This is a genomic window from Streptomyces sp. NPDC007872 (assembly GCF_042868165.1).
Lineage (GTDB): Bacteria > Actinomycetota > Actinomycetes > Streptomycetales > Streptomycetaceae > Streptomyces.
On record NZ_JBIAEA010000010.1, the window covers coordinates 74,639 to 92,711 of the forward strand.

Sequence of the window (18,073 nt, forward strand, 5' to 3'; positions counted from 1 at the left end):
TCTCAAATCGCCCGTCCGCTCCCGTTCCGAGGCCCGACCGTGACCGCATCGCTACCGCCGGACGGCAACCCTCGCCGCCGGGTCGTACGTCAAAGGGGCATCGATCATCACCACCTTGGGGGGTTCCCGTGCGGAGAACGAGTACGACGGCCGCCGTCCTGCTGACGGCGTCGCTGGTCCTGACGGGCTGCGGGGCGGGCGGCACGGACGCGGGCGACAAGGCGGCGGGGGCCCGGGCGGCGCAGCCCGCCGACCGGGGGCGGGGCACGGTGGACGGCTCCTCGGGGGCCGCGTCCGGGACGGGTGCCGACTCCGACTCCAGGTCCACGTCCGGTTCCGGTTCCACCTCCGGTTCCGCGCGGGCCACGGCGAAGGCGCCCGCCCCGCAGCACGTCATCCGGACCGCCTCGCTGTCCGTGGAGGTCGCGGACGCGACGAAGGCCCTGGCCACGGCCCGTGCGGCGGCGGTGGGCGCGGGCGGGCGGGTCGAGGACGAGTCGACGGAGCGGATCGACGACGCGTACCTCGCCTCGCGGATCGTGCTGCGGGTGCCGCAGGCGGAGTACGACTCCGTCCTCGCCGAACTGGCGGGCACCGGGAAGCTGTTGAACCGCAAGGCCGACGCGAAGGACGTCACCGACCAGGTGGTGGACGTGCAGAGCCGGATCGCCACCCAGCGGGCGAGCGTGGCGCGGGTGCGGAAGCTCATGGACCGGGCGGACGCGCTGTCCGACGTGGTGACCCTGGAGGCCGAGCTGAGCCGGCGCCAGGCCGATCTGGAGGCGCTGCTCGCCCAGCAGTCGTCCCTGAGGGACCGGACGTCGCTGGCGACGATCACCCTCCAGCTCACCGAGAAGCGGAAGGAGGAGCCGAAGGCCGAGGAGCGGGAGGAGGGCCGTCCCGGCTTCCTGGACGCCCTGAGCGGCGGCTGGAACGCCCTGGTCGGCGTGGTGGCCTGGATCCTGATCGTGCTCGCGGCCCTGGCCCCGTGGCTCGCGGTCGGCCTGGTCGCCTTCGTCCTCTGGCGCCGTCTGGTCCGCCCCCGGCTCGCCGCCCGCCGCCCCGCGCCGGTGCCGGGGCCGCGCCCCGGGGGGCCGGCGGTCGAGCGGAACGCCGCCGGGGCGCCGGTGGGACCCGAGGCCCCGGAGACCGGAGGGACCCCGGAGAAGTAGCGTCGTCCCCATGAGCGAACGACTGGTGGTCATCGGTGGCGACGCGGCGGGCATGTCCGCCGCGTCGCAGGCGCGCAGGCTCAGGTCCCCCGGGGAGCTGGAGATCGTCGCCTTCGAGCGCGGGCACTTCTCCTCGTACTCGGCCTGCGGCATCCCGTACTGGGTCGGCGGGGACGTCGGCGCGCGCGACGATCTGGTCGCCCGGTCCCCCGAGGAGCACCGGGCCCGTGACATCGGCCTGCGGACGCGGACCGAGGTGACGGAGATCGACGTCGACCGGCAGCGGGTCCGCTCCCGGGACCTGGAGTCCGGTGCGGAGGAGTGGACCGGCTTCGACAAGCTGGTGATCGCGACGGGGGCGCGGCCGCTGCGCCCGCCGGTGCCGGGGATCGACGCGCCCGGGGTGCACGGCGTGCAGAACCTGGACGACGGCCAGGCCCTGATCGACGCGCTGTCCCGTACGGAGGACTCCGGTGCGGAGGGGCGGCGGGCGGTGGTGGTCGGCGCCGGGTACATCGGGGTGGAGATGGCCGAGGCGCTCCTCCACCGGGGGTACGAGGTGACCGTCCTGAACCGGAGCGAGCAGCCGATGACGACGCTCGACCCGGACATGGGCCGGCTCGTGCATGAGGCGATGGACGGGCTCGGGATCAGGACGGTCAACTCGGCGGAGGTCACGAAGGTCCTCACGGGCCCCGACGGCCGGGCCCGCGCGGTGGCGACGGACGCGGAGGAGTACCCGGCGGACGTGGTGGTCCTGGGCACGGGCGTGGAGCCGGAGACCTCGCTCGCCCGGGAGGCGGGGCTGCCGCTCGGGTCGTACGGCGGGCTGCTCACCGATCTGGGCATGCGGGTGCGGGGCCAAGAGAACGTCTGGGCGGGCGGCGACTGCGTGGAGGTCCTGGACCTGGTCTCGGGCCGGATGCGGCACGTGGCGCTCGGGACGCACGCGAACAAGCAGGGCCAGGTCATCGGGTCGAACGTCGGCGGCGACTACGCGACCTTCCCCGGCGTGGTGGGCACGGCGGTGTCGAAGGTGTGCGACCTGGAGATCGCGCGGACCGGCCTGCGGGAGAAGGAGGCCCGGGAGGTGGGACTGCGGTTCGTGACGGTGACGATCGAGTCGACGAGCCGGGCGGGCTACTACCCGGGGGCCGCGCCGATGACGGTGAAGATGCTGGCCGAGCGGCGGACCGGGCGGCTGCTCGGGACGCAGATCGTGGGCCGGGAGGGCGCGGCGAAGCGGGTGGACGTGGCGGCGGTGGCGCTCACGGCGAAGATGACGGTGGAGGCGATGACGGCCCTGGACCTGGGCTACGCGCCGCCGTTCTCGCCGGTGTGGGACCCGGTGCTGGTCGCGGCCCGCAAGGCGACGGCGGCGGTCCGCGCGGCGGGCTGAGGGCCGGGCGGGAAGGGCGACGGCCGCCGGGGGGTGCCCCGGCGGCCGTCGCCGTCGTGTGGCGGTCAGACGGCCGTGTGGGTGTGGACGTACTCGACGAGGCGGGTCAGCGCGTCCGGGTCGGTGGTCGGCAGGACGCCGTGGCCCAGGTTGAAGACGTGTCCCTCCAGGCCCTTCGCGGCGGCCAGGACCTCGTCCGTCTTGGCCTCGACGGCCTCGCGGGAGGAGAAGAGCACGGCGGGGTCGAGGTTGCCCTGGAGCGCCTTGCCGGGGCCGACGCGGCGGACGGCCTCGTCGAGCGGGACGCGCCAGTCGACGCCGACGACGTCCGCGCCCGCCTCGCCCATGAGGCCGAGCAGTTCGCCCGTGCCGACGCCGAAGTGGATGCGCGGGACGCCGTACCCGGCGACCGCGTCGAACACCTTCACGGAGGCGGGCATCACGGAGCGGCGGTAGTCGGCCGGTGCGAGGGCGCCGACCCAGGAGTCGAAGAGCTGCACGGCGGAGGCGCCGGCCTCGATCTGGACCTTGAGGAAGGCCGAGGTGATCTCGGCGAGGCGGTCGAGGAGGTCGGCCCAGAGCTGCGGGTCGCCGTACATGAGCGCCTTGGTGTGCTCGTGGTTGCGCGACGGACCGCCCTCGACGAGGTAGCTCGCGAGGGTGAAGGGCGCGCCGGCGAAACCGATGAGCGGGGTGTCGCCCAGCTCGCCGGTGAGCATGCCGATGGCCTCGGTGACGTAGTGGACGTCCTCGGGCGTGAGGTCGCGCAGCCGGGCCAGGTCGGCGCGGGTGCGGATCGGGTCGGCGACGACCGGGCCGACGCCGGGCTTGATGTCGAGGTCGATGCCGATGGCCTTGAGGGGGACGACGATGTCGCTGAAGTAGATGGCGGCGTCGACCTTGTGGCGCCGCACCGGCTGGAGCGTGATCTCGGTGACCAGCTCGGGCCGCATGCACGACTCCAGCATGGGGATGCCCTCGCGGACCTTCAGGTACTCGGGGAGGGAGCGCCCGGCCTGCCGCATGAACCAGACGGGGGTGTGCGGCACCGGTTCGCGCCGGCACGCCTTGAGGAACGCGGAGTCGTACGTCCGCGACTGCTGCTTCGTCTGCTGGCCCTGCGGGCTGTCGTTGGCACTCACGCCCAGAATCTTCGCATGTGGCGGGAAGCCGCTCGTCCGGGCCGGGTGTCCCTCCCTGCACGGAGGCCGCGTTCCGCCTACTCTTCCCCGCATGGCTGCGGCTCAGGGACACTTTTCCGATCATTCCGATGGTGATCGAGGGACGGACGAAACGGCGGACAGTACGGAGACGAACCCGGTGCCACCGGCTTTCCGGCGGGCGGTGGAGGCCTTGCGGGCGGCGCGGCTGCGGTCCGAGATCGAGGTGGACCCGACGAGGCCGCCGCAGCGGCTGGCGCCGTACGCGTACGCGGTGGAGGCGGCCGTCGTCGACGGCGAGGAGGACCTGGCGGACGGGCGGCTCGTGCTGCTGCACGACCCGGACGGGCACGAGGCCTGGAAGGGAACGTTCCGCCTGGTGACGCTGGTGCGGGCGGAGCTGGAGCCGGAGATGGCGGCGGACCCGCTGCTGCCCGAGGTGTGCTGGTCCTGGCTGACCGGGGCCCTGGAGGCGCGGGGGCTCGCGTACGGGGAGGCGAGCGGGACCGTGACGATGGCGGGCTCGCACTACTTCGGCGGGCTCGCGGACCGGCGCCCGGCGACCCAGATCGAGATCCGGGCGTCCTGGACGCCGCGCGAGGGCCTGGCCGGGGTGCCGGACACGGGGGCGCACCTGGCGGCCTGGTGCGACCTGCTCTGCCAGATCGCGGGGCTGCCGCCCGCGCCGGTCGGGCCCGGGGCGGCGGGGACGGGCGGGGGCGTCGTCTCGCTGCCGCAGCGGCGGGGGCCGCAGCAGGTCTGAGGGGCGCGTTTCGGCGGGGCGGGCCCGGGAAGACGGGCCGGGACGCGCCGCGTCGGCCCGGGGAGGACGGATCCGGACGCGCCGCGTCGACCCCGGAAGGCGGAGACGGACGTACCGCGTCGGCCCCGGGAGGGCCGGTCCGGACGTACCGCGTCGGCCCCGGGAAGGCAGGTCCGAAGCCCGTCCGCGTCGAACCCGGACGTGTCCGCGTCGGCCCCGGGAGGCGCTCCGGCATGTCGCACAAGGCGTTCGGAAAGCGCTCCGGGACTCCCCCTGGAGGGTGAAGGAGTGGGCTCCACTCGTAGGATGATCGAGCAGCCGTCCGAATTGCCCTAATTGTTACTCACCAAATCGTGATCTTTCCCTAAAGGCGGGCGCCCCTGCTGCCGAAGGAGTCAGTGACCCCTTCACAGCACGGGTTCGCCCCCGGCTTCTTCCCCGAGCCGGCTCCGTCCCCCACCTTCCCCCCCAGGAGGCCTGGTGTCCGTTCTCCTCGAGCAGCCCGCAAGCCTGGTCGCCTACCGCCCGAACAAGCCGACGGCCATGGTCGTCGTGGCCGACCCGCGCGTCCGTTCCACCGTGACCCGCCACCTGTGGGCCCTCGGAGTACGTGACGTGATCGAGGCGTCGTCCATCGCGGAGGCCCGCCCCCGCGTCGGCAACCCGCGCGACATCTGCGTTGCCGACGTCCACCTGCCCGACGGCAGCGGCCTGACCCTGCTGTCCGAGACCCGCGCCGCGGGCTGGCCCAACGGCCTCGCCCTCTCGGCCGCCGACGACATCGGCGCCGTGCGCAACGCCCTCGCGGGCGGCGTGAAGGGCTACGTCGTCACCGGCACCCGGACCAACATCGGTCACCCCACCCGTCCCGGCGCCGCCCCCATCGGCGCCGCGGCGGCCCGTCTGGGCCACCGCCGCCCCCCGGGTGCCCCGAGCCACCCGGGCGGCTACCGCGAGCTCTCCGGCCGTGAGGTCGAGGTGCTGCGGCTCGTCGCGGAGGGCCAGTCGAACAAGGCGATCGGCGTGTCCATGGGCCTGTCCGCCCTGACCGTGAAGAGCCACCTCGCCCGCATCGCCCGCAAGCTGGGCACCGGCGACCGCGCCGGAATGGTCGCGGTGGCCCTGCGGACGGGGATCATCCACTGACCCGCGGTGGACAACCGGCGGGCACCTGTCGACGGAACGTTCCGTCGACAGGTGCCCGCCGTTCACCGATACCCTTGACGGGTGACCGACGCCCAAGAGACCGCAGCAGACACAGCACTGCGCACCACCGGGGGCGGCCCCCCGGACGACGACGTCCCTGCGAATGGGCTTCCGACCCCGTTGCTGGCGCCCCGCGAGGGGGTGCCGCCCGTCGTCGAGACCGACGACGCCCTGGCCGAGGTGATCGCCGCCTTCGCCGCCGGGACCGGCCCCGTGGCCGTGGACGCCGAGCGCGCCTCCGGCTACCGCTACGGCCAGCGCGCCTACCTCGTCCAGCTCCGCCGCGCGGGCGCGGGCACCGCCCTGATCGACCCCGTGGGCTGCCCCGACCTCTCGGGGCTCGGCGAGGCGCTGTCCGGAGCCGAATGGATCCTGCACGCCGCCACCCAGGACCTGCCCTGTCTGCGTGACATAGGCATGCGGCCGACCTCGCTCTTCGACACCGAGCTGGCCGGCCGGCTCGCGGGCTTCCCGCGCGTCGGCCTCGGCGCGATGGTCGAGTCCGTCCTCGGCTACGCCCTGGAGAAGGGCCACTCCGCCGTGGACTGGTCGACCCGGCCGCTGCCCGAGCCCTGGCTGCGGTACGCGGCGCTCGACGTCGAGCTCCTCGTCGACCTGCGCGACGCCCTGGAGGAGGAGCTCGACCGGCAGGGCAAGCTGGAGTGGGCGCGCCAGGAGTTCGACGCGATCGCCGCCGCCCCGCCCGCCCCGCCGCGCAAGGACCCGTGGCGGCGGACCTCCGGGATGCACAAGGTGCGCCGCCGCCGCCAGATGGCGGTCGTACGGGAGCTGTGGACGGCCCGCGACCGGGTGGCCCAGCGGCGCGACGTCTCCCCCGGCAAGGTGCTGAGCGACGCGGCGATCGTGGAGGCGGCGCTGGCGGTGCCGGTGAACCTGGCCGCGCTGACCGCGCTGTCCGGTTTCGGCCACCGGATGGGCCGGCGCCAACTGGAGCAGTGGCAGGCGGCGGTGGACCGGGCCAGGGCGCTGCCGGAGAGCGAGCTGCCCCAGCCGGGCCAGCAGCCGGCGGGGCCGCCCCCGCCGCGCGCCTGGGCCGACAAGGACCCGGTCGCGGCGGCCCGCCTCTCGGCGGCGCGCGCGGCGGTCTCGGCGCTCGCGGAGGAGCTGAACCTGCCGCAGGAGAACCTGATCACCCCGGACACCGTGCGCCGGGTCTGCTGGGAGCCCCCGTCCCCGGCCGACGCCGACCACGTCGCCGCCGCCCTGACGGGCCACGGCGCGCGCCCCTGGCAGGTGGAGCTGGCGACCCCGCTCCTGGTGAAGGCGCTGACGGCGACGGCGTGACGCCGCGGGCGGAGCTCCCGTCACCGGGACTTCCGCAACCGGAACCCCACCCGTGGAACCCCCGCACCCGGAAGGGTGACGGGGGTTCCACCGTTTTCGGCCGTCTCCGGCAGAGTTCCCGGTGTGACCTTCGCCGCTTGCCCCCCAGGGGGTGGGCAGCATGGTTACCCGCAAGTAGCATGGGGGAGCAAGCGCGCGCTTAGGCGTGCGCCGCAGCAGGCCGTTCCGCACCCTGGAGGAGAGCCATCGTGCCTCGTACCGTCAGGGACGTCGTCTTCGTCGACGGCGTCCGCACCCCGTTCGGCAAGGCGGGCCCGAAGGGCATCTACCACGAGACCCGCGCCGACGACCTCGTCGTCAAGGCCATCCGGGAGCTGCTGCGCCGCAACCCCGGCCTCGACCCCGCGAAGATCGACGAGGTCGCCATCGCCGCGACCACGCAGATCGGCGACCAGGGTCTGACCCTCGGCCGCACGGCGGGCATCCTCGCCGGGCTGCCGCAGTCGGTGCCGGGCTACTCCATCGACCGCATGTGCGCCGGCGCGCTGACCGCCGTCACCACGACCGCCGGTTCGATCGCCTTCGGCGCGTACGACGCCGTCATCGCCGGTGGCGTCGAGCACATGGGCCGCCACCCCATGGGCGAGGGCGTCGACCCGAACCCGCGCTTCGTGTCGGAGAAGCTCGTCGACGAGTCCGCCCTCTTCATGGGCATGACCGCCGAGAACCTGCACGACCGCTACCCGAGCATCACCAAGCGGCGCGCCGACGAGTACGCCGTGCGCTCGCAGGAGAAGGCCGCCAAGGCGTACGCCGACGGCAAGATCCAGCAGGACCTGGTGCCGATCTCGGTCCGCCGCACCTCCCCCGAGGGCGGCGAGACGGGCTGGGGCCTGGTCACCGCCGACGAGCCGATGCGCCCGGGCACCACCCTGGAGTCGCTGGCCAACCTGAAGACGCCCTTCCGCGTCCACGGCAACGTGACCGCGGGCAACGCGGCCGGCCTGAACGACGGCGCCACCGCCTCGATCATCGCCTCCGAGGACTTCGCGCGGGAGAACGGCCTCCCGGTCAAGATGCGCCTGGTCTCCTACTCCTTCGCCGGCGTCGAGCCCGAGGTCATGGGCTACGGCCCGATCCCGGCCACCGAGAAGGCCCTGGCCCAGGCCGGCCTGTCCATCGAGGACATCGGCCTCTTCGAGATCAACGAGGCCTTCGCGGTCCAGGTCCTCGCCTTCCTGGAGCACTACGGCATCGCCGACGACGACGCCCGCGTCAACCAGTACGGCGGCGCCATCGCCTACGGTCACCCGCTGGCCTCCTCCGGCGTCCGCCTGATGACGCAACTGGCCCGCCAGTTCGAGGAGAACCCGCAGGTCCGTTACGGCCTCAACACCATGTGCGTCGGCTTCGGCATGGGCGCGACGGTCATCTGGGAGAACCCCCACTGGGAGGGCAAGTGAGCACCACCGCCGAGCTTCTGAAGGGCGCCGCCGAGCTCTTCCCGGACGAGGTCGTCACCAGCGCCCACGTACGGCACTTCGAACTGCCCGCGGGTGCGGGCCGGTTCGCGCTGATCACGCTGGACAACGGCTTCGACCACACCAAGCCGACCACCTTCGGGCCGCAGTCGCTCGCCAACCTGAACACGGCGATCGACCAGGTCGAGGCGGAGGCCGCGAACGGCGAGATCGTCGGCGTCGGCATCACCGGCAAGCCGTTCATCTTCGCCGTCGGCGCCGACCTCAAGGGCGTCGAACTGCTGAAGAAGCACGACGAGGCCCTCGCCATCGGCAAGGGCGGCCACGACGTCTTCAAGCGTCTGTCCTCCCTCGCCGTGCCGACCTTCGCGTACTACAACGGCGCGGCCATGGGCGGCGGCGTCGAGGTGGGTCTGCACTGCACCTACCGCACCGTCTCGAAGGCCCTGCCGGCCTTCTCGCTGCCCGAGGTCTTCCTCGGCCTGGTGCCCGGCTGGGGCGGCTGCGCCCTCCTGCCGAACCTGATCGGCGCCGAGAAGGCCGTCTCGGTCATCATCGAGAACTCGCTGAACCAGAACCGTCAGCTCAAGGGCAAGCAGGTCTTCGAGCTCGGCATCGCCGACGCGCTCTTCGAGGGCGCGGACTTCCTGGAGCAGTCGCTGATCTGGACGGCCTCCGTCCTGAACGGCACCACGACCGTCGAGCGCCCCGAGGTCGACCGCGGCGAGGCCTGGGACCAGGCCGTCGCCAAGGGCCGCTTCGTCGCCGACTCCAAGGTGCACGGCGCCGCCCCGGCCGCCTACCGCGCCCTCGACATCATCGAGGCCGCCAAGGACGGGGACCTCCAGAAGGGCTTCGACGCCGAGGACCAGGCCCTCGCGGACCTGATCATGGGCGGCGAGCTCCGCTCCGGCATCTACGCCTTCAACCTGGTGCAGAAGCGCGGCAAGCGCCCCGCCGGCGCCCCGGACAAGTCGCTGGCCCGCCCGGTCACCAAGGTCGGCGTCGTCGGCGCCGGTCTGATGGCCTCCCAGCTCGCCCTGCTCTTCCTGCGCCGCCTGGAGGTGCCGGTCGTCCTGACCGACATCGACCAGGAGCGCGTCGACAAGGGCGTCGGCTACGTCCACGCCGAGATCGAGAAGCTGCTCGGCAAGGGCCGCATCAACCAGGACAAGGCCAACCGCCTCAAGGGCCTGGTCTCCGGCGTCCTGGACAAGGCCGAGGGCTTCGCGGACGCGGACTTCGTCATCGAGGCCGTGTTCGAGGAGATGTCCGTCAAGCAGAAGGTGTTCGCGGAGGTCGAGGCGGTCGCCCCGGCGCACGCGATCCTCGCCACCAACACCTCCTCGCTGTCCGTCTCGGAGATGGCCTCCAAGCTCCGGCACCCCGAGCGCGTGGTCGGCTTCCACTTCTTCAACCCGGTCGCGATCCTCCCGCTCCTGGAGATCGTGCGCGGCGAGCAGACGGACGACGCCTCCCTCGCCACCGCCTTCGGCGTGGCGAAGAAGCTGAAGAAGACCGCGGTCCTCACCAAGGACGCCCCGGCGTTCGTCGTGAACCGCATCCTGACCCGCTTCATGGGCGAGATCCAGAACGTCATCGACGAGGGCACCCCCGTCGAGACCGCGGAGAAGGCCATCGAGCCGCTCGGCCTGCCGATGTCGCCGCTGGTCCTCCTGGAGCTGGTCGGCCCGGCGATCGGCCTGCACGTCTCCGAGACCCTGAACCGCTCCTTCCCGGAGCGCTTCACCGTCTCCCCCAACCTGAAGGCGGTCGTCGAGGCCGGCAAGCGCGGCTTCTACGTGTACGACTCCGGGAAGCCGGAGCTCGACCCCGAGGTCGCCGCCCTCCTGAAGCAGGGCGACACCGTCCTGACCGAGGAGCAGGTCCGCGACCGCGTCCTGGACGCGGTGGCGCAGGAGATCGGCCTGATGCTGGAGGAGGGTGTCGTCGCCGAGGCGCAGGACATCGACCTCTGCCTGATCACGGGCGCGGGCTGGCCCTTCCACCTGGGCGGCATCACGCCGTACCTGGACCGCGAGGGCGTCTCCGAGCGCGTCAACGGCAAGCGTTTCCTGGAGCGGGGCGTGGCGAGCGTCCCGGCGTAACCCCAGGGTTCGTACGAACGGCCCCGGCACCTTTCCCAAGGTGCCGGGGCCGTTCCCGTTCCCGTACGCGCCCGCCGGGCGACGTCAGCGCACCGGGCGCCAGTTCTCCAGCACGAAGCCGTCCGCGGCGGGCCGCTGGCGGGTGAGGAGCAGCGAGGAGCCGCCGGACAGGACCGCCGCGACCAGGCGCCCGTCGAGGTCCCGGGTGAGGGTGGCGGTCGGCTCGGCGTGCCGCTCCCCCGTCTCCGACCAGCGGGCGCCCGACTCCTCCTGCTCGCTCGGGTGGGCGGCGAGGGCGAGCCGGCCGTCCTCGGCCCGCTGGGCGAGGACGGTGCAGTCGAAGCCGTCGACGAGGCAGCGGGTGACGGACAGCGGGCCGGTGCCGACCGCGTCGGTGAGGGGCGTGGGCTTCAGGGACCGCTCGGGCGACCAGGCGCACACCTTCCCCTCCTGGTCCACGTAGAAGGCCGTGACGTGCCCGGAGGGGCCCTTCACGGCCGCCAGGGTGCCCTCGGTGACCCGGGCGGGGAGGATCTCCTCGCGGATCGGCTTCGCCCCCGACTCGCGCTGCACGTAGCGCAGGAGCCCCGTGGCGTGCGAGGTGTAGAGCTCGACGAGGCCCGAGCCGTTGGTGACGGCCACCGGCAGGGGGTCGGTCCTCGAGCCGTGCAGGTCCCACCACGGATTCCAGCCGCCCGCGTCCTTCTGGGCCCGCACGCTGATGCCGCCGCCGCCGTTCCGGCAGAAGACGTACGCGCGCCCGATGCCGTCCACGGCCACGGAGGGGGTCCCGGTCCACCGGTAGGAGGCGCCGTTGGGGTGGGTGACCGAGCGCCACTCCAGGGCCGGGCGGCCGGTCTGGTACTGGATGGTGTGCACCAGCTCGACGTGGTCCGGCCCGCCGCCCGCCACGGGCCGGATGCCGACGAGGTGGACGTACCCGTCGGCGCCCTGGCCCACCGAGAGGCTGGGCAGCAGCGCGCCACCGCCGCCGAGCGGCACGGGCCCGCTCCAGCCGCCGTCGGCGCCCTCGGTCCAGCGCACCACTTCGCCGTCCCGGGGCAGGTAGACGCTGAATCTGCCCTCCTTCCCCCGGGCCAGCCAGGAACCCCGCAGGCGGGGGGCGGTGGAGGAGCCTGGAGAGGGGGCGGCGGAGGCCTCGGATCGATTCGCCATGAGGGGTGCAGCGCTCCGGTCATCGGGGGTGCGGGTCGGATACGAGCCGACTGTAGCGGCTCCTTCGAACACGCTTCCCGCCGCCCGCCGCCCCGCTCCCGGCGGCCCCTCAGTACCGGGTTTCCCGGCCCTCCTGCCCCAGCCGGCTGTGACTCCGCCCGTACAGGAAGTACACGACGATGCCGATCGCCATCCAGACCACGAACCGGAACCAGGTCTCGCCCGGCAGGTTGAGCATCAGCCAGAACGAGGCCGCGATGGAGAGGATCGGCAGCGCGGGCACCCAGGGGGTGCGGAAGGCGCGCGGCAGGTCGGGGCGGGTGCGGCGGAGCACGATGACGCCGGCCGCGACCATCACGAAGGCGAAGAGGGTGCCGATGTTCACCAGGGTCGCCAGCTCGTTGATGCTGGTGAAGCCGGCGACGATCGCGATGATCACGCCGAGCAGGATGGTCGGCCGGTACGGGGTCCGGAACCGGGGGTGGGTGACGGAGAAGAAGCGCGGCAGCAGGCCGTCGCGGCTCATCGCGAAGAAGACGCGGGTCTGGCCGAGGAGCAGGATCAGACAGACCGTGGTGAGGCCGACGGCGGCGCCGAAGCTGATCACGCCCGCGTAGAAGGGGTGGCCGGCGGCTTTGAAGGCGTCGGCGAGCGGGGCGCTGACGGACAGCTCCTTGTAGTTCTGCATGCCGGTGACGACGAGCGAGACGGCCACGTAGAGCACGGTGCAGATGAGGAGGGAGCCGAGGATGCCCCGGGGCATGTCCCGCTGCGGCAGCTTGGTCTCCTCGGCGGCGGTGGCCACCACGTCGAAGCCGATGAAGGCGAAGAAGACGACGGAGGCGGCGGTGAAGATGCCCATGACGCCGAAGTTCGTCGGCTCGTACCCGAAGAGGAGCTGGACCAGCGGGGAGTCCCAGTTGGAGCCGCCGCCCTCCGGGGTGACGGCCGGCGGGATGAAGGGCTTGTAGTTGTCGCCGACGATGAAGAACAGTCCGGCGACGATCACGATCATCACCACGGTCACCTTGATCGCCACGACGAGCGCGGTGATCCGGGCGGAGAGCTTCATGCCCAGGACGAGGACGACGGTGATGGCCAGGACGAGGAGGAACGCCAGGATGTCGAAGGTGCCGCCCGGCACGTCCGGGCCTTCGAGGGAGACCGGCAGGTGCCAGCCGATGTTGTCCATGAGCGAGCGGACGTAGCCGGACCAGCCGACGGCCACCACCGCCGTCCCGAGGGCGAACTCCAGGACGAGGTCCCAGCCGATGATCCAGGCGGGCAGTTCGCCGATGGAGGCGTACGCGAAGGTGTACGCCGATCCGGCCACCGGCACCGTCGAGGCGAACTCGGCGTAGCACAGGGCGGCCAGGGCGCAGACGATGCCGGCGGCGACGAAGGCGAGGGCCGTCGCCGGGCCGGCGTTCTCCTTGGCGACCTTGCCGGTGAGGACGAAGATGCCGGTGCCGATGATGACGCCGACGCCGAAGACCGTCAGGTCCCAGGCGGACAGGGACTTCCGGAGGGCGTGCTCCGGCTCCTCCGTGTCCCTGATCGACTGCTCGACCGTCTTGGTCCGGAACACACCGGAGTTCGCCCGTGGCTGCTGGTCCGTACTCACCGTGGTACCTCCGCGCTCCGCCCGACGCCGGTCTCGGTGCCCCCGCGGGTCGGAGGCCGTGGTGACGACTGCCCGGACAGGGTCAGATGCCCGGACAGAGCCAGAATGCACGCGAACGGGCCGGTCGGCACCCGGGAGGGTGAGCCGACCGGCCCAAAGGGTGGTGCGGAGGTGGTACGGGGGTGGTGCGGGGTCAGTCGCGGGCGGGCTCCGCGGTCTTGGCGCCGTTCTTCCGCGCGCTCTCCCCGGCGCTGTCCTCGTACCTGCCGTCGAGGCGCGAGACCAGGCCGGTGACCTGCCGGGCGACGTCCGGGGCGGTCAGGCCGATCTCGGCCAGGACCTCGGCGCGGGAGGCGTGGTCGAGGAAGCGCGGCGGGATGCCGAAGTCGCGCAGCGGCACGTCCACGCCGGCGTCGCGGAGCGCCTGGGCGACGGCCGAGCCGACGCCGCCGACGCGGCTGTTGTCCTCGACGGTGACGACGACCCGGTGGCGCGCGGCGAGCGGGGCGAGGGCCTCGTCGACGGGCTTGACCCAGCGGGGGTCGACCACGGTGGTGGAGATGCCCTGCCGGTCCAGGAGGTCGGCGATCTCCAGGCACATCGGCGCCAGGGCGCCGACCGAGACCAGGAGGACGTCGGGCCTGTCCGTACCGGGCTCGCGGAGCACGTCCATGCCGCCGACGCGGCGCAGGGCGGGGACGGCGGGGCCGACCGCGCCCTTGGAGAAGCGGACCACGGTGGGGGCGTCGGTGACCTCGACGGCCTCGCGGAGCTGGGCGCGGACCTGGTCGGCGTCGCGCGGGGCGGCGAGCCGCAGGCCGGGCACGACCTGGAGGATCGACATGTCCCACATGCCGTTGTGGGAGGCGCCGTCGGTGCCGGTGACGCCGGCCCGGTCGAGGACGAAGGTGACGCCGCACTTGTGCAGGGCCACGTCCATCAGGACCTGGTCGAAGGCGCGGTTGAGGAAGGTGGCGTAGACCGCGAAGACCGGGTGGAGGCCGCCGGTGGCGAGGCCGGCCGCGGAGACCGCGCCGTGCTGCTCGGCGATGCCGACGTCGAAGACCCGTTCGGGGAAGGCCTTGGCGAACTTGTCGAGGCCGACGGGCTGGAGCATGGCCGCGGTGATCGCGACGACGTCCGCGCGCTCCTCGCCGAGGGCGACCATCTCGTCGGCGAAGACACCGGTCCAGTCGGCGCCGGAGGTGGCGATCGGGAGGCCGGTGTCGGGGTGGATCTTCCCGACGGCGTGGAAGCGGTCGGCCTCGTCCTGGAGGGCGGGCTGGTAGCCGCGGCCCTTCTCGGTGAGGCAGTGGACGATGACGGGACCGCCGAAGCGCTTGGCGCGCGTCAGGGCGGACTCCAGGGCCTCGATGTCGTGGCCGTCGATGGGGCCGACGTACTTGAGGCCGAGGTCCTCGAACATGCCCTGGGGGGCGATGAAGTCCTTGAGGCCCTTCTTGGCGCCGTGCAGGGTCTCGTAGAGGGGCTTCCCGACGACCGGGGTGCGCTCCAGGATGTCCTTGCCGCGGGCGAGGAAGCGCTCGTAGCCGTCGGTGGTGCGCAGGGTCGCCAGGTGGGTGGCGAGGCCGCCGATGGTGGGCGCGTAGGAGCGCTCGTTGTCGTTGACGACGATGACGAGCGGGCGGTCCTTGGCGGCGGCGATGTTGTTCAGCGCCTCCCAGGCCATGCCGCCGGTGAGGGCGCCGTCGCCGATGACGGCCACGACGTGGTCGTCCTTCTTCAGGACCTCGTTCGCCTTGGCCAGGCCGTCCGCCCAGCCGAGGACCGTGGAGGCGTGCGAGTTCTCGATGACGTCGTGCTCGGACTCGGCCTGCGAGGGGTAGCCGGAGAGGCCGCCCTTCATCTTGAGGCGGGAGAAGTCCTGGCGGCCGGTGAGGAGCTTGTGGACGTAGCTCTGGTGGCCGGTGTCCCAGAGGACCCTGTCCTTCGGGGAGTCGAAGACGCGGTGCAGGGCGATGGTCAGCTCGACCACGCCCAGGTTGGGTCCGAGGTGCCCGCCGGTCTTGGAGACGGCGTCCACGAGGAACGTCCGGATCTCGTCGGCCAACTGGTCCAGCTGTTCCGGGGAGAGCCGGTCCAGGTCTCGCGGTCCCCTGATACGGGTCAGCAGAGCCACCCGTTCCTCCTTGCGTTTGAGCTGGTCGAGCTTGCCGATTTGTCGAGTCTAATGTTCCGTCTTGGATCGTGGGCAGCGGGCCGGGGGGTGAGGCGTCACTCCGACGGTCTACGGGCCGATGATCCGTACGGCTCCGCGCGGGCGTGTGCACTGGTCCGGACGCACCGGTGCCCGGCGCCGGTTTCACGGCGCCGGGCAGGTGTGGCGAGCGTTACGCGCGCGCGTGGCGCGGCCTTCCGGGCGCGCCCCGCCGTTTCCGGCGCTGGGCGCGCCCGTCGTCTTCCGGCGCTAGGCGCGTCCGGCCGTCTTCTGGGTCTTGCGGGAGACGGAGTCGATGATCACGGCGATGAGCAGGACCGCGCCGGTGATCATGTACTGGATCGCGTTCGAGGACAGGTTCATCTGGTTGAGGCCCTGGACGATCGACTGGATGACCAGGATGCCCAGGAGCGCCGACCAGACCTTGCCGCGTCCGCCGAACAGGGACGTGCCGCCGATGACGGCCGCGGCGATGCACATCATGAGCTGGTTGCCGCCGCCGAGGGAGCGGTCGGCGCCGCCGGTCGCGGAGGCGAGGAACAGGCCGCCGATCGCGCCCATGGTGCCGGAGATCATGAAGACCGAGACCCGGATCCAGGAGACGTTGATGCCGGCGCGGCGGGCGGCCTCGATGCCGCCGCCGACCGCGAAGACCTGGCGGCCGTAGGTGGTGCGGCGCAGGACGAAGTCGGTGACGAGCAGGATCACCAGGAAGATCACCAGGGAGAGCGGCAGGCCCTGCTCCTGGTTGAAGCCGTACGCGGCGACGAGGACCAGGACCGCGAGGACGGCGGTGCGCAGGATGATCTCGCTCTGCGGGCGGTGCGGCAGGTCGGCGGCCTTGCGGCGGTGCGCGTCGCGGAACTGGGCCAGGTAGAAGGCGGCGATCACGACGGCGGCGAGGCCGTAGGCGGCGGCGACGTCGGAGAAGTAGTACTTCGTGAGGTCGTTGACGAAGCTGCCGATCGGGGTGGAGATGGTGGAGCGCTCGCCCATCACCCAGGTCTGCAGGCCGGCCCAGCCGAGGAAGCCGGCGAGGGTGACGACGAAGGCGGGCACGCCGATCTTGGCGAACACGATGCCGTGGAAGGCGCCGATCAGGGTGCCGGACAGGATGCCGAGGAGGATGGCGAGGCCGTCGGGCATGTCGGTGCCGAGGACGCCCCAGACGGAGCCGGCGAGACCGGCCACGGAGCCGACGGCGAGGTCGATCTCGCCGAGCAGCAGCACGAAGACGATGCCGACGGCCATGATGCCGGGGCCGACCGCGTACAGCGTGATCTGGTCGAGGTTGTACGAGGTGATGAAGTTGCCGGTGAGGGCCTGGAAGACGATGCCGATGACGATGAGGCCGACGACGACGGGCAGCGAGCCGATCTCGCCGGAGCGGATCTTGCGCTTGAACTCGTCGACGTAGCCCTTGAAGCCCTGCTCGCGGACGAGGAGGCGGGGGTCGACGGCGGGGATCGCCGCGGCGGCCGGGGTCTCGGTGGCCGGCGCGTCGGCGTCGGGGGTGCGGGGCTCGGGCACCGCGGCCGGGTCGTTCGCGGTGGGAGGGGTCGTGCTCACTTCGCTACCTCCGCGTTGCGGGCCTGGCGGCGGGTCACGGCGTTGTCCGTGGCACCGGTGATCGCGGCGATGATCTCTTCGTGCGTGGTGGTGGCGACCGGGAAGGTGCCGTTGTTGCGGCCCAGGCGGAGGACGGCCACGGTGTCCGCGACGGCCTTCACGTCGGCCATGTTGTGGCTGATGAGGATGACGCCGAGGCCCTGCTCGCGCAGCCGCTCGACCAGGTCGAGGACCTGCGCGGTCTGCTCGACGCCGAGGGCGGCGGTCGGCTCGTCGAGGATCACGATCTTCGGGTCGCCGACCAGGGCGCGGGCGATGGCCACGACCTGCCGCTGGCCGCCGGAGAGGGCGGCGACGGGGATGCGGACGCTGGGGATGCGGATGGAGAGGGTGGAGAGCAGGTCCTTCGCGCGCTTCTCCATGGCGACCTCGTCGAGGACGCCGCCCTTCTTGATCTCACGGCCGAGGAACAGGTTGGCGACGACGTCGAGGTTGTCGCAGAGCGCGAGGTCCTGGTAGACGGTCGCGACGCCGAGGTTCTGGGAGTCGTGCGGCCGGGAGATCTCGACCCGCTCGCCCTCCCACTCGATGACGCCCTCGTCGATGGGGTGCACACCGGCGATCGTCTTGACCAGCGTGGACTTTCCCGCTCCGTTGTCGCCGACGAGCGCGACGACCTCACCTGCGTGGACTTCGAGATCGACACCGGAGAGGACCTGGACCGCTCCGAATCGCTTGAAGATCCCGCGCAACGCCAGCACGGGCGTCTGGGACACGTGAACCAACTCCTTCGCCGCCCGCGGACGGCGGCACGTCGCGCCGCCGGTGCAGCGCCAACAAAGTTCTGGGGGGTGGGCTTCGTCCGGCCCCCGGGCCGACAGCGGGGTCTGGGTCGGCCGGGGACCGGACGGGCTGGGGGAACGGATCCGGG

General features: G+C 72.5%; 13 protein-coding genes. 7 read left to right on the top strand and 6 right to left on the bottom strand.

The annotated features are described in order from the left end of the window. The first annotated feature begins 128 nt into the window (after nt 1-128). Entirely contained in the window at nt 129-1,172 is a 1,044-nt protein-coding gene (locus ACFYNX_RS29145; RefSeq protein ID WP_388665601.1) for a DUF4349 domain-containing protein, read from the top strand. Between the two features lie 10 nt (nt 1,173-1,182). Next, complete coding sequence (locus ACFYNX_RS29150) at nt 1,183-2,571, top strand: FAD-dependent oxidoreductase (RefSeq protein WP_388665603.1); 1,389 nt, start codon at nt 1,183-1,185, stop codon at nt 2,569-2,571. A gap of 65 nt (nt 2,572-2,636) precedes the next feature. Here the strand turns inward: ACFYNX_RS29150 and hemE are convergent, their stop codons facing one another. Continuing rightward, entirely contained in the window at nt 2,637-3,713 is a 1,077-nt protein-coding gene (hemE, locus tag ACFYNX_RS29155; RefSeq protein WP_365541697.1) for a uroporphyrinogen decarboxylase, read from the bottom strand. A gap of 91 nt (nt 3,714-3,804) precedes the next feature. Between hemE and ACFYNX_RS29160 the strand changes: the two genes are divergently transcribed. From ACFYNX_RS29160 to ACFYNX_RS29180, 5 genes are all read left to right on the top strand, one after another. Continuing rightward, a complete protein-coding gene (locus ACFYNX_RS29160; protein ID WP_388665605.1) occupies nt 3,805-4,494 on the top strand; it encodes a DUF3000 domain-containing protein in 690 nt (229 codons plus the stop codon). Between the two features lie 480 nt (nt 4,495-4,974). After that, nucleotides 4,975-5,640, top strand: a complete 666-nt coding sequence (locus ACFYNX_RS29165) for a response regulator transcription factor (RefSeq protein ID WP_015037008.1) — start codon at nt 4,975-4,977, stop codon at nt 5,638-5,640. Nucleotides 5,641-5,721: 81 nt separating this feature from the next. Beyond that, complete coding sequence (locus ACFYNX_RS29170) at nt 5,722-7,005, top strand: HRDC domain-containing protein (RefSeq protein ID WP_388665607.1); 1,284 nt, start codon at nt 5,722-5,724, stop codon at nt 7,003-7,005. A gap of 248 nt (nt 7,006-7,253) precedes the next feature. Then, nucleotides 7,254-8,468 (top strand): acetyl-CoA C-acyltransferase, encoded by a 1,215-nt coding sequence (locus ACFYNX_RS29175; RefSeq protein WP_125667869.1) that lies wholly within the window; start codon nt 7,254-7,256, stop codon nt 8,466-8,468. Then, a complete protein-coding gene (locus ACFYNX_RS29180) occupies nt 8,465-10,594 on the top strand; it encodes a 3-hydroxyacyl-CoA dehydrogenase NAD-binding domain-containing protein (protein WP_388665610.1) in 2,130 nt (709 codons plus the stop codon). The genes ACFYNX_RS29175 and ACFYNX_RS29180 overlap by 4 nt, the downstream gene beginning before the upstream one ends. Before the next feature lie 84 nt (nt 10,595-10,678). Here ACFYNX_RS29180 and ACFYNX_RS29185 read toward each other — a convergent pair whose 3' ends face one another. The 5 genes from ACFYNX_RS29185 to ACFYNX_RS29205 form a co-directional block, all read right to left on the bottom strand. After that, the gene (locus ACFYNX_RS29185; RefSeq protein WP_388665612.1) at nt 10,679-11,770 is read right to left on the bottom strand and encodes a hypothetical protein; all 1,092 of its coding nucleotides are present in this window, start codon (nt 11,768-11,770) and stop codon (nt 10,679-10,681) included. A 109-nt stretch (nt 11,771-11,879) separates the two neighbouring features. Further along, a complete protein-coding gene (locus tag ACFYNX_RS29190) occupies nt 11,880-13,394 on the bottom strand; it encodes an amino acid permease (RefSeq protein ID WP_388665614.1) in 1,515 nt (504 codons plus the stop codon). Nucleotides 13,395-13,587: 193 nt separating this feature from the next. After that, complete coding sequence (dxs, locus tag ACFYNX_RS29195) at nt 13,588-15,534, bottom strand: 1-deoxy-D-xylulose-5-phosphate synthase (RefSeq protein WP_365541709.1); 1,947 nt, start codon at nt 15,532-15,534, stop codon at nt 13,588-13,590. A gap of 288 nt (nt 15,535-15,822) precedes the next feature. Beyond that, nucleotides 15,823-17,142, bottom strand: a complete 1,320-nt coding sequence (locus tag ACFYNX_RS29200; protein ID WP_383408914.1) for a sugar ABC transporter permease — start codon at nt 17,140-17,142, stop codon at nt 15,823-15,825. After that, nucleotides 17,139-17,927: an ATP-binding cassette domain-containing protein gene (locus ACFYNX_RS29205; protein ID WP_163013871.1), complete on the bottom strand. Its 789-nt coding sequence runs from the start codon at nt 17,925-17,927 to the stop codon at nt 17,139-17,141. The genes ACFYNX_RS29200 and ACFYNX_RS29205 overlap by 4 nt, the downstream gene beginning before the upstream one ends. Nucleotides 17,928-18,073: the final 146 nt, after the last annotated feature.

What these genes read in the sequence shown, in the direction of transcription:
- ACFYNX_RS29160 (WP_388665605.1), top strand. Translation starts at nt 3,805, where the DNA reads ATGGCTGCGGCTCAGGGACACTTTTCCGATCATTCCGATGGTGATCGA.
- ACFYNX_RS29150 (WP_388665603.1), top strand. Translation starts at nt 1,183, where the DNA reads ATGAGCGAACGACTGGTGGTCATCGGTGGCGACGCGGCGGGCATGTCC.
- ACFYNX_RS29185 (WP_388665612.1), bottom strand. Translation starts at nt 11,770, where the DNA reads ATGGCGAATCGATCCGAGGCCTCCGCCGCCCCCTCTCCAGGCTCCTCC.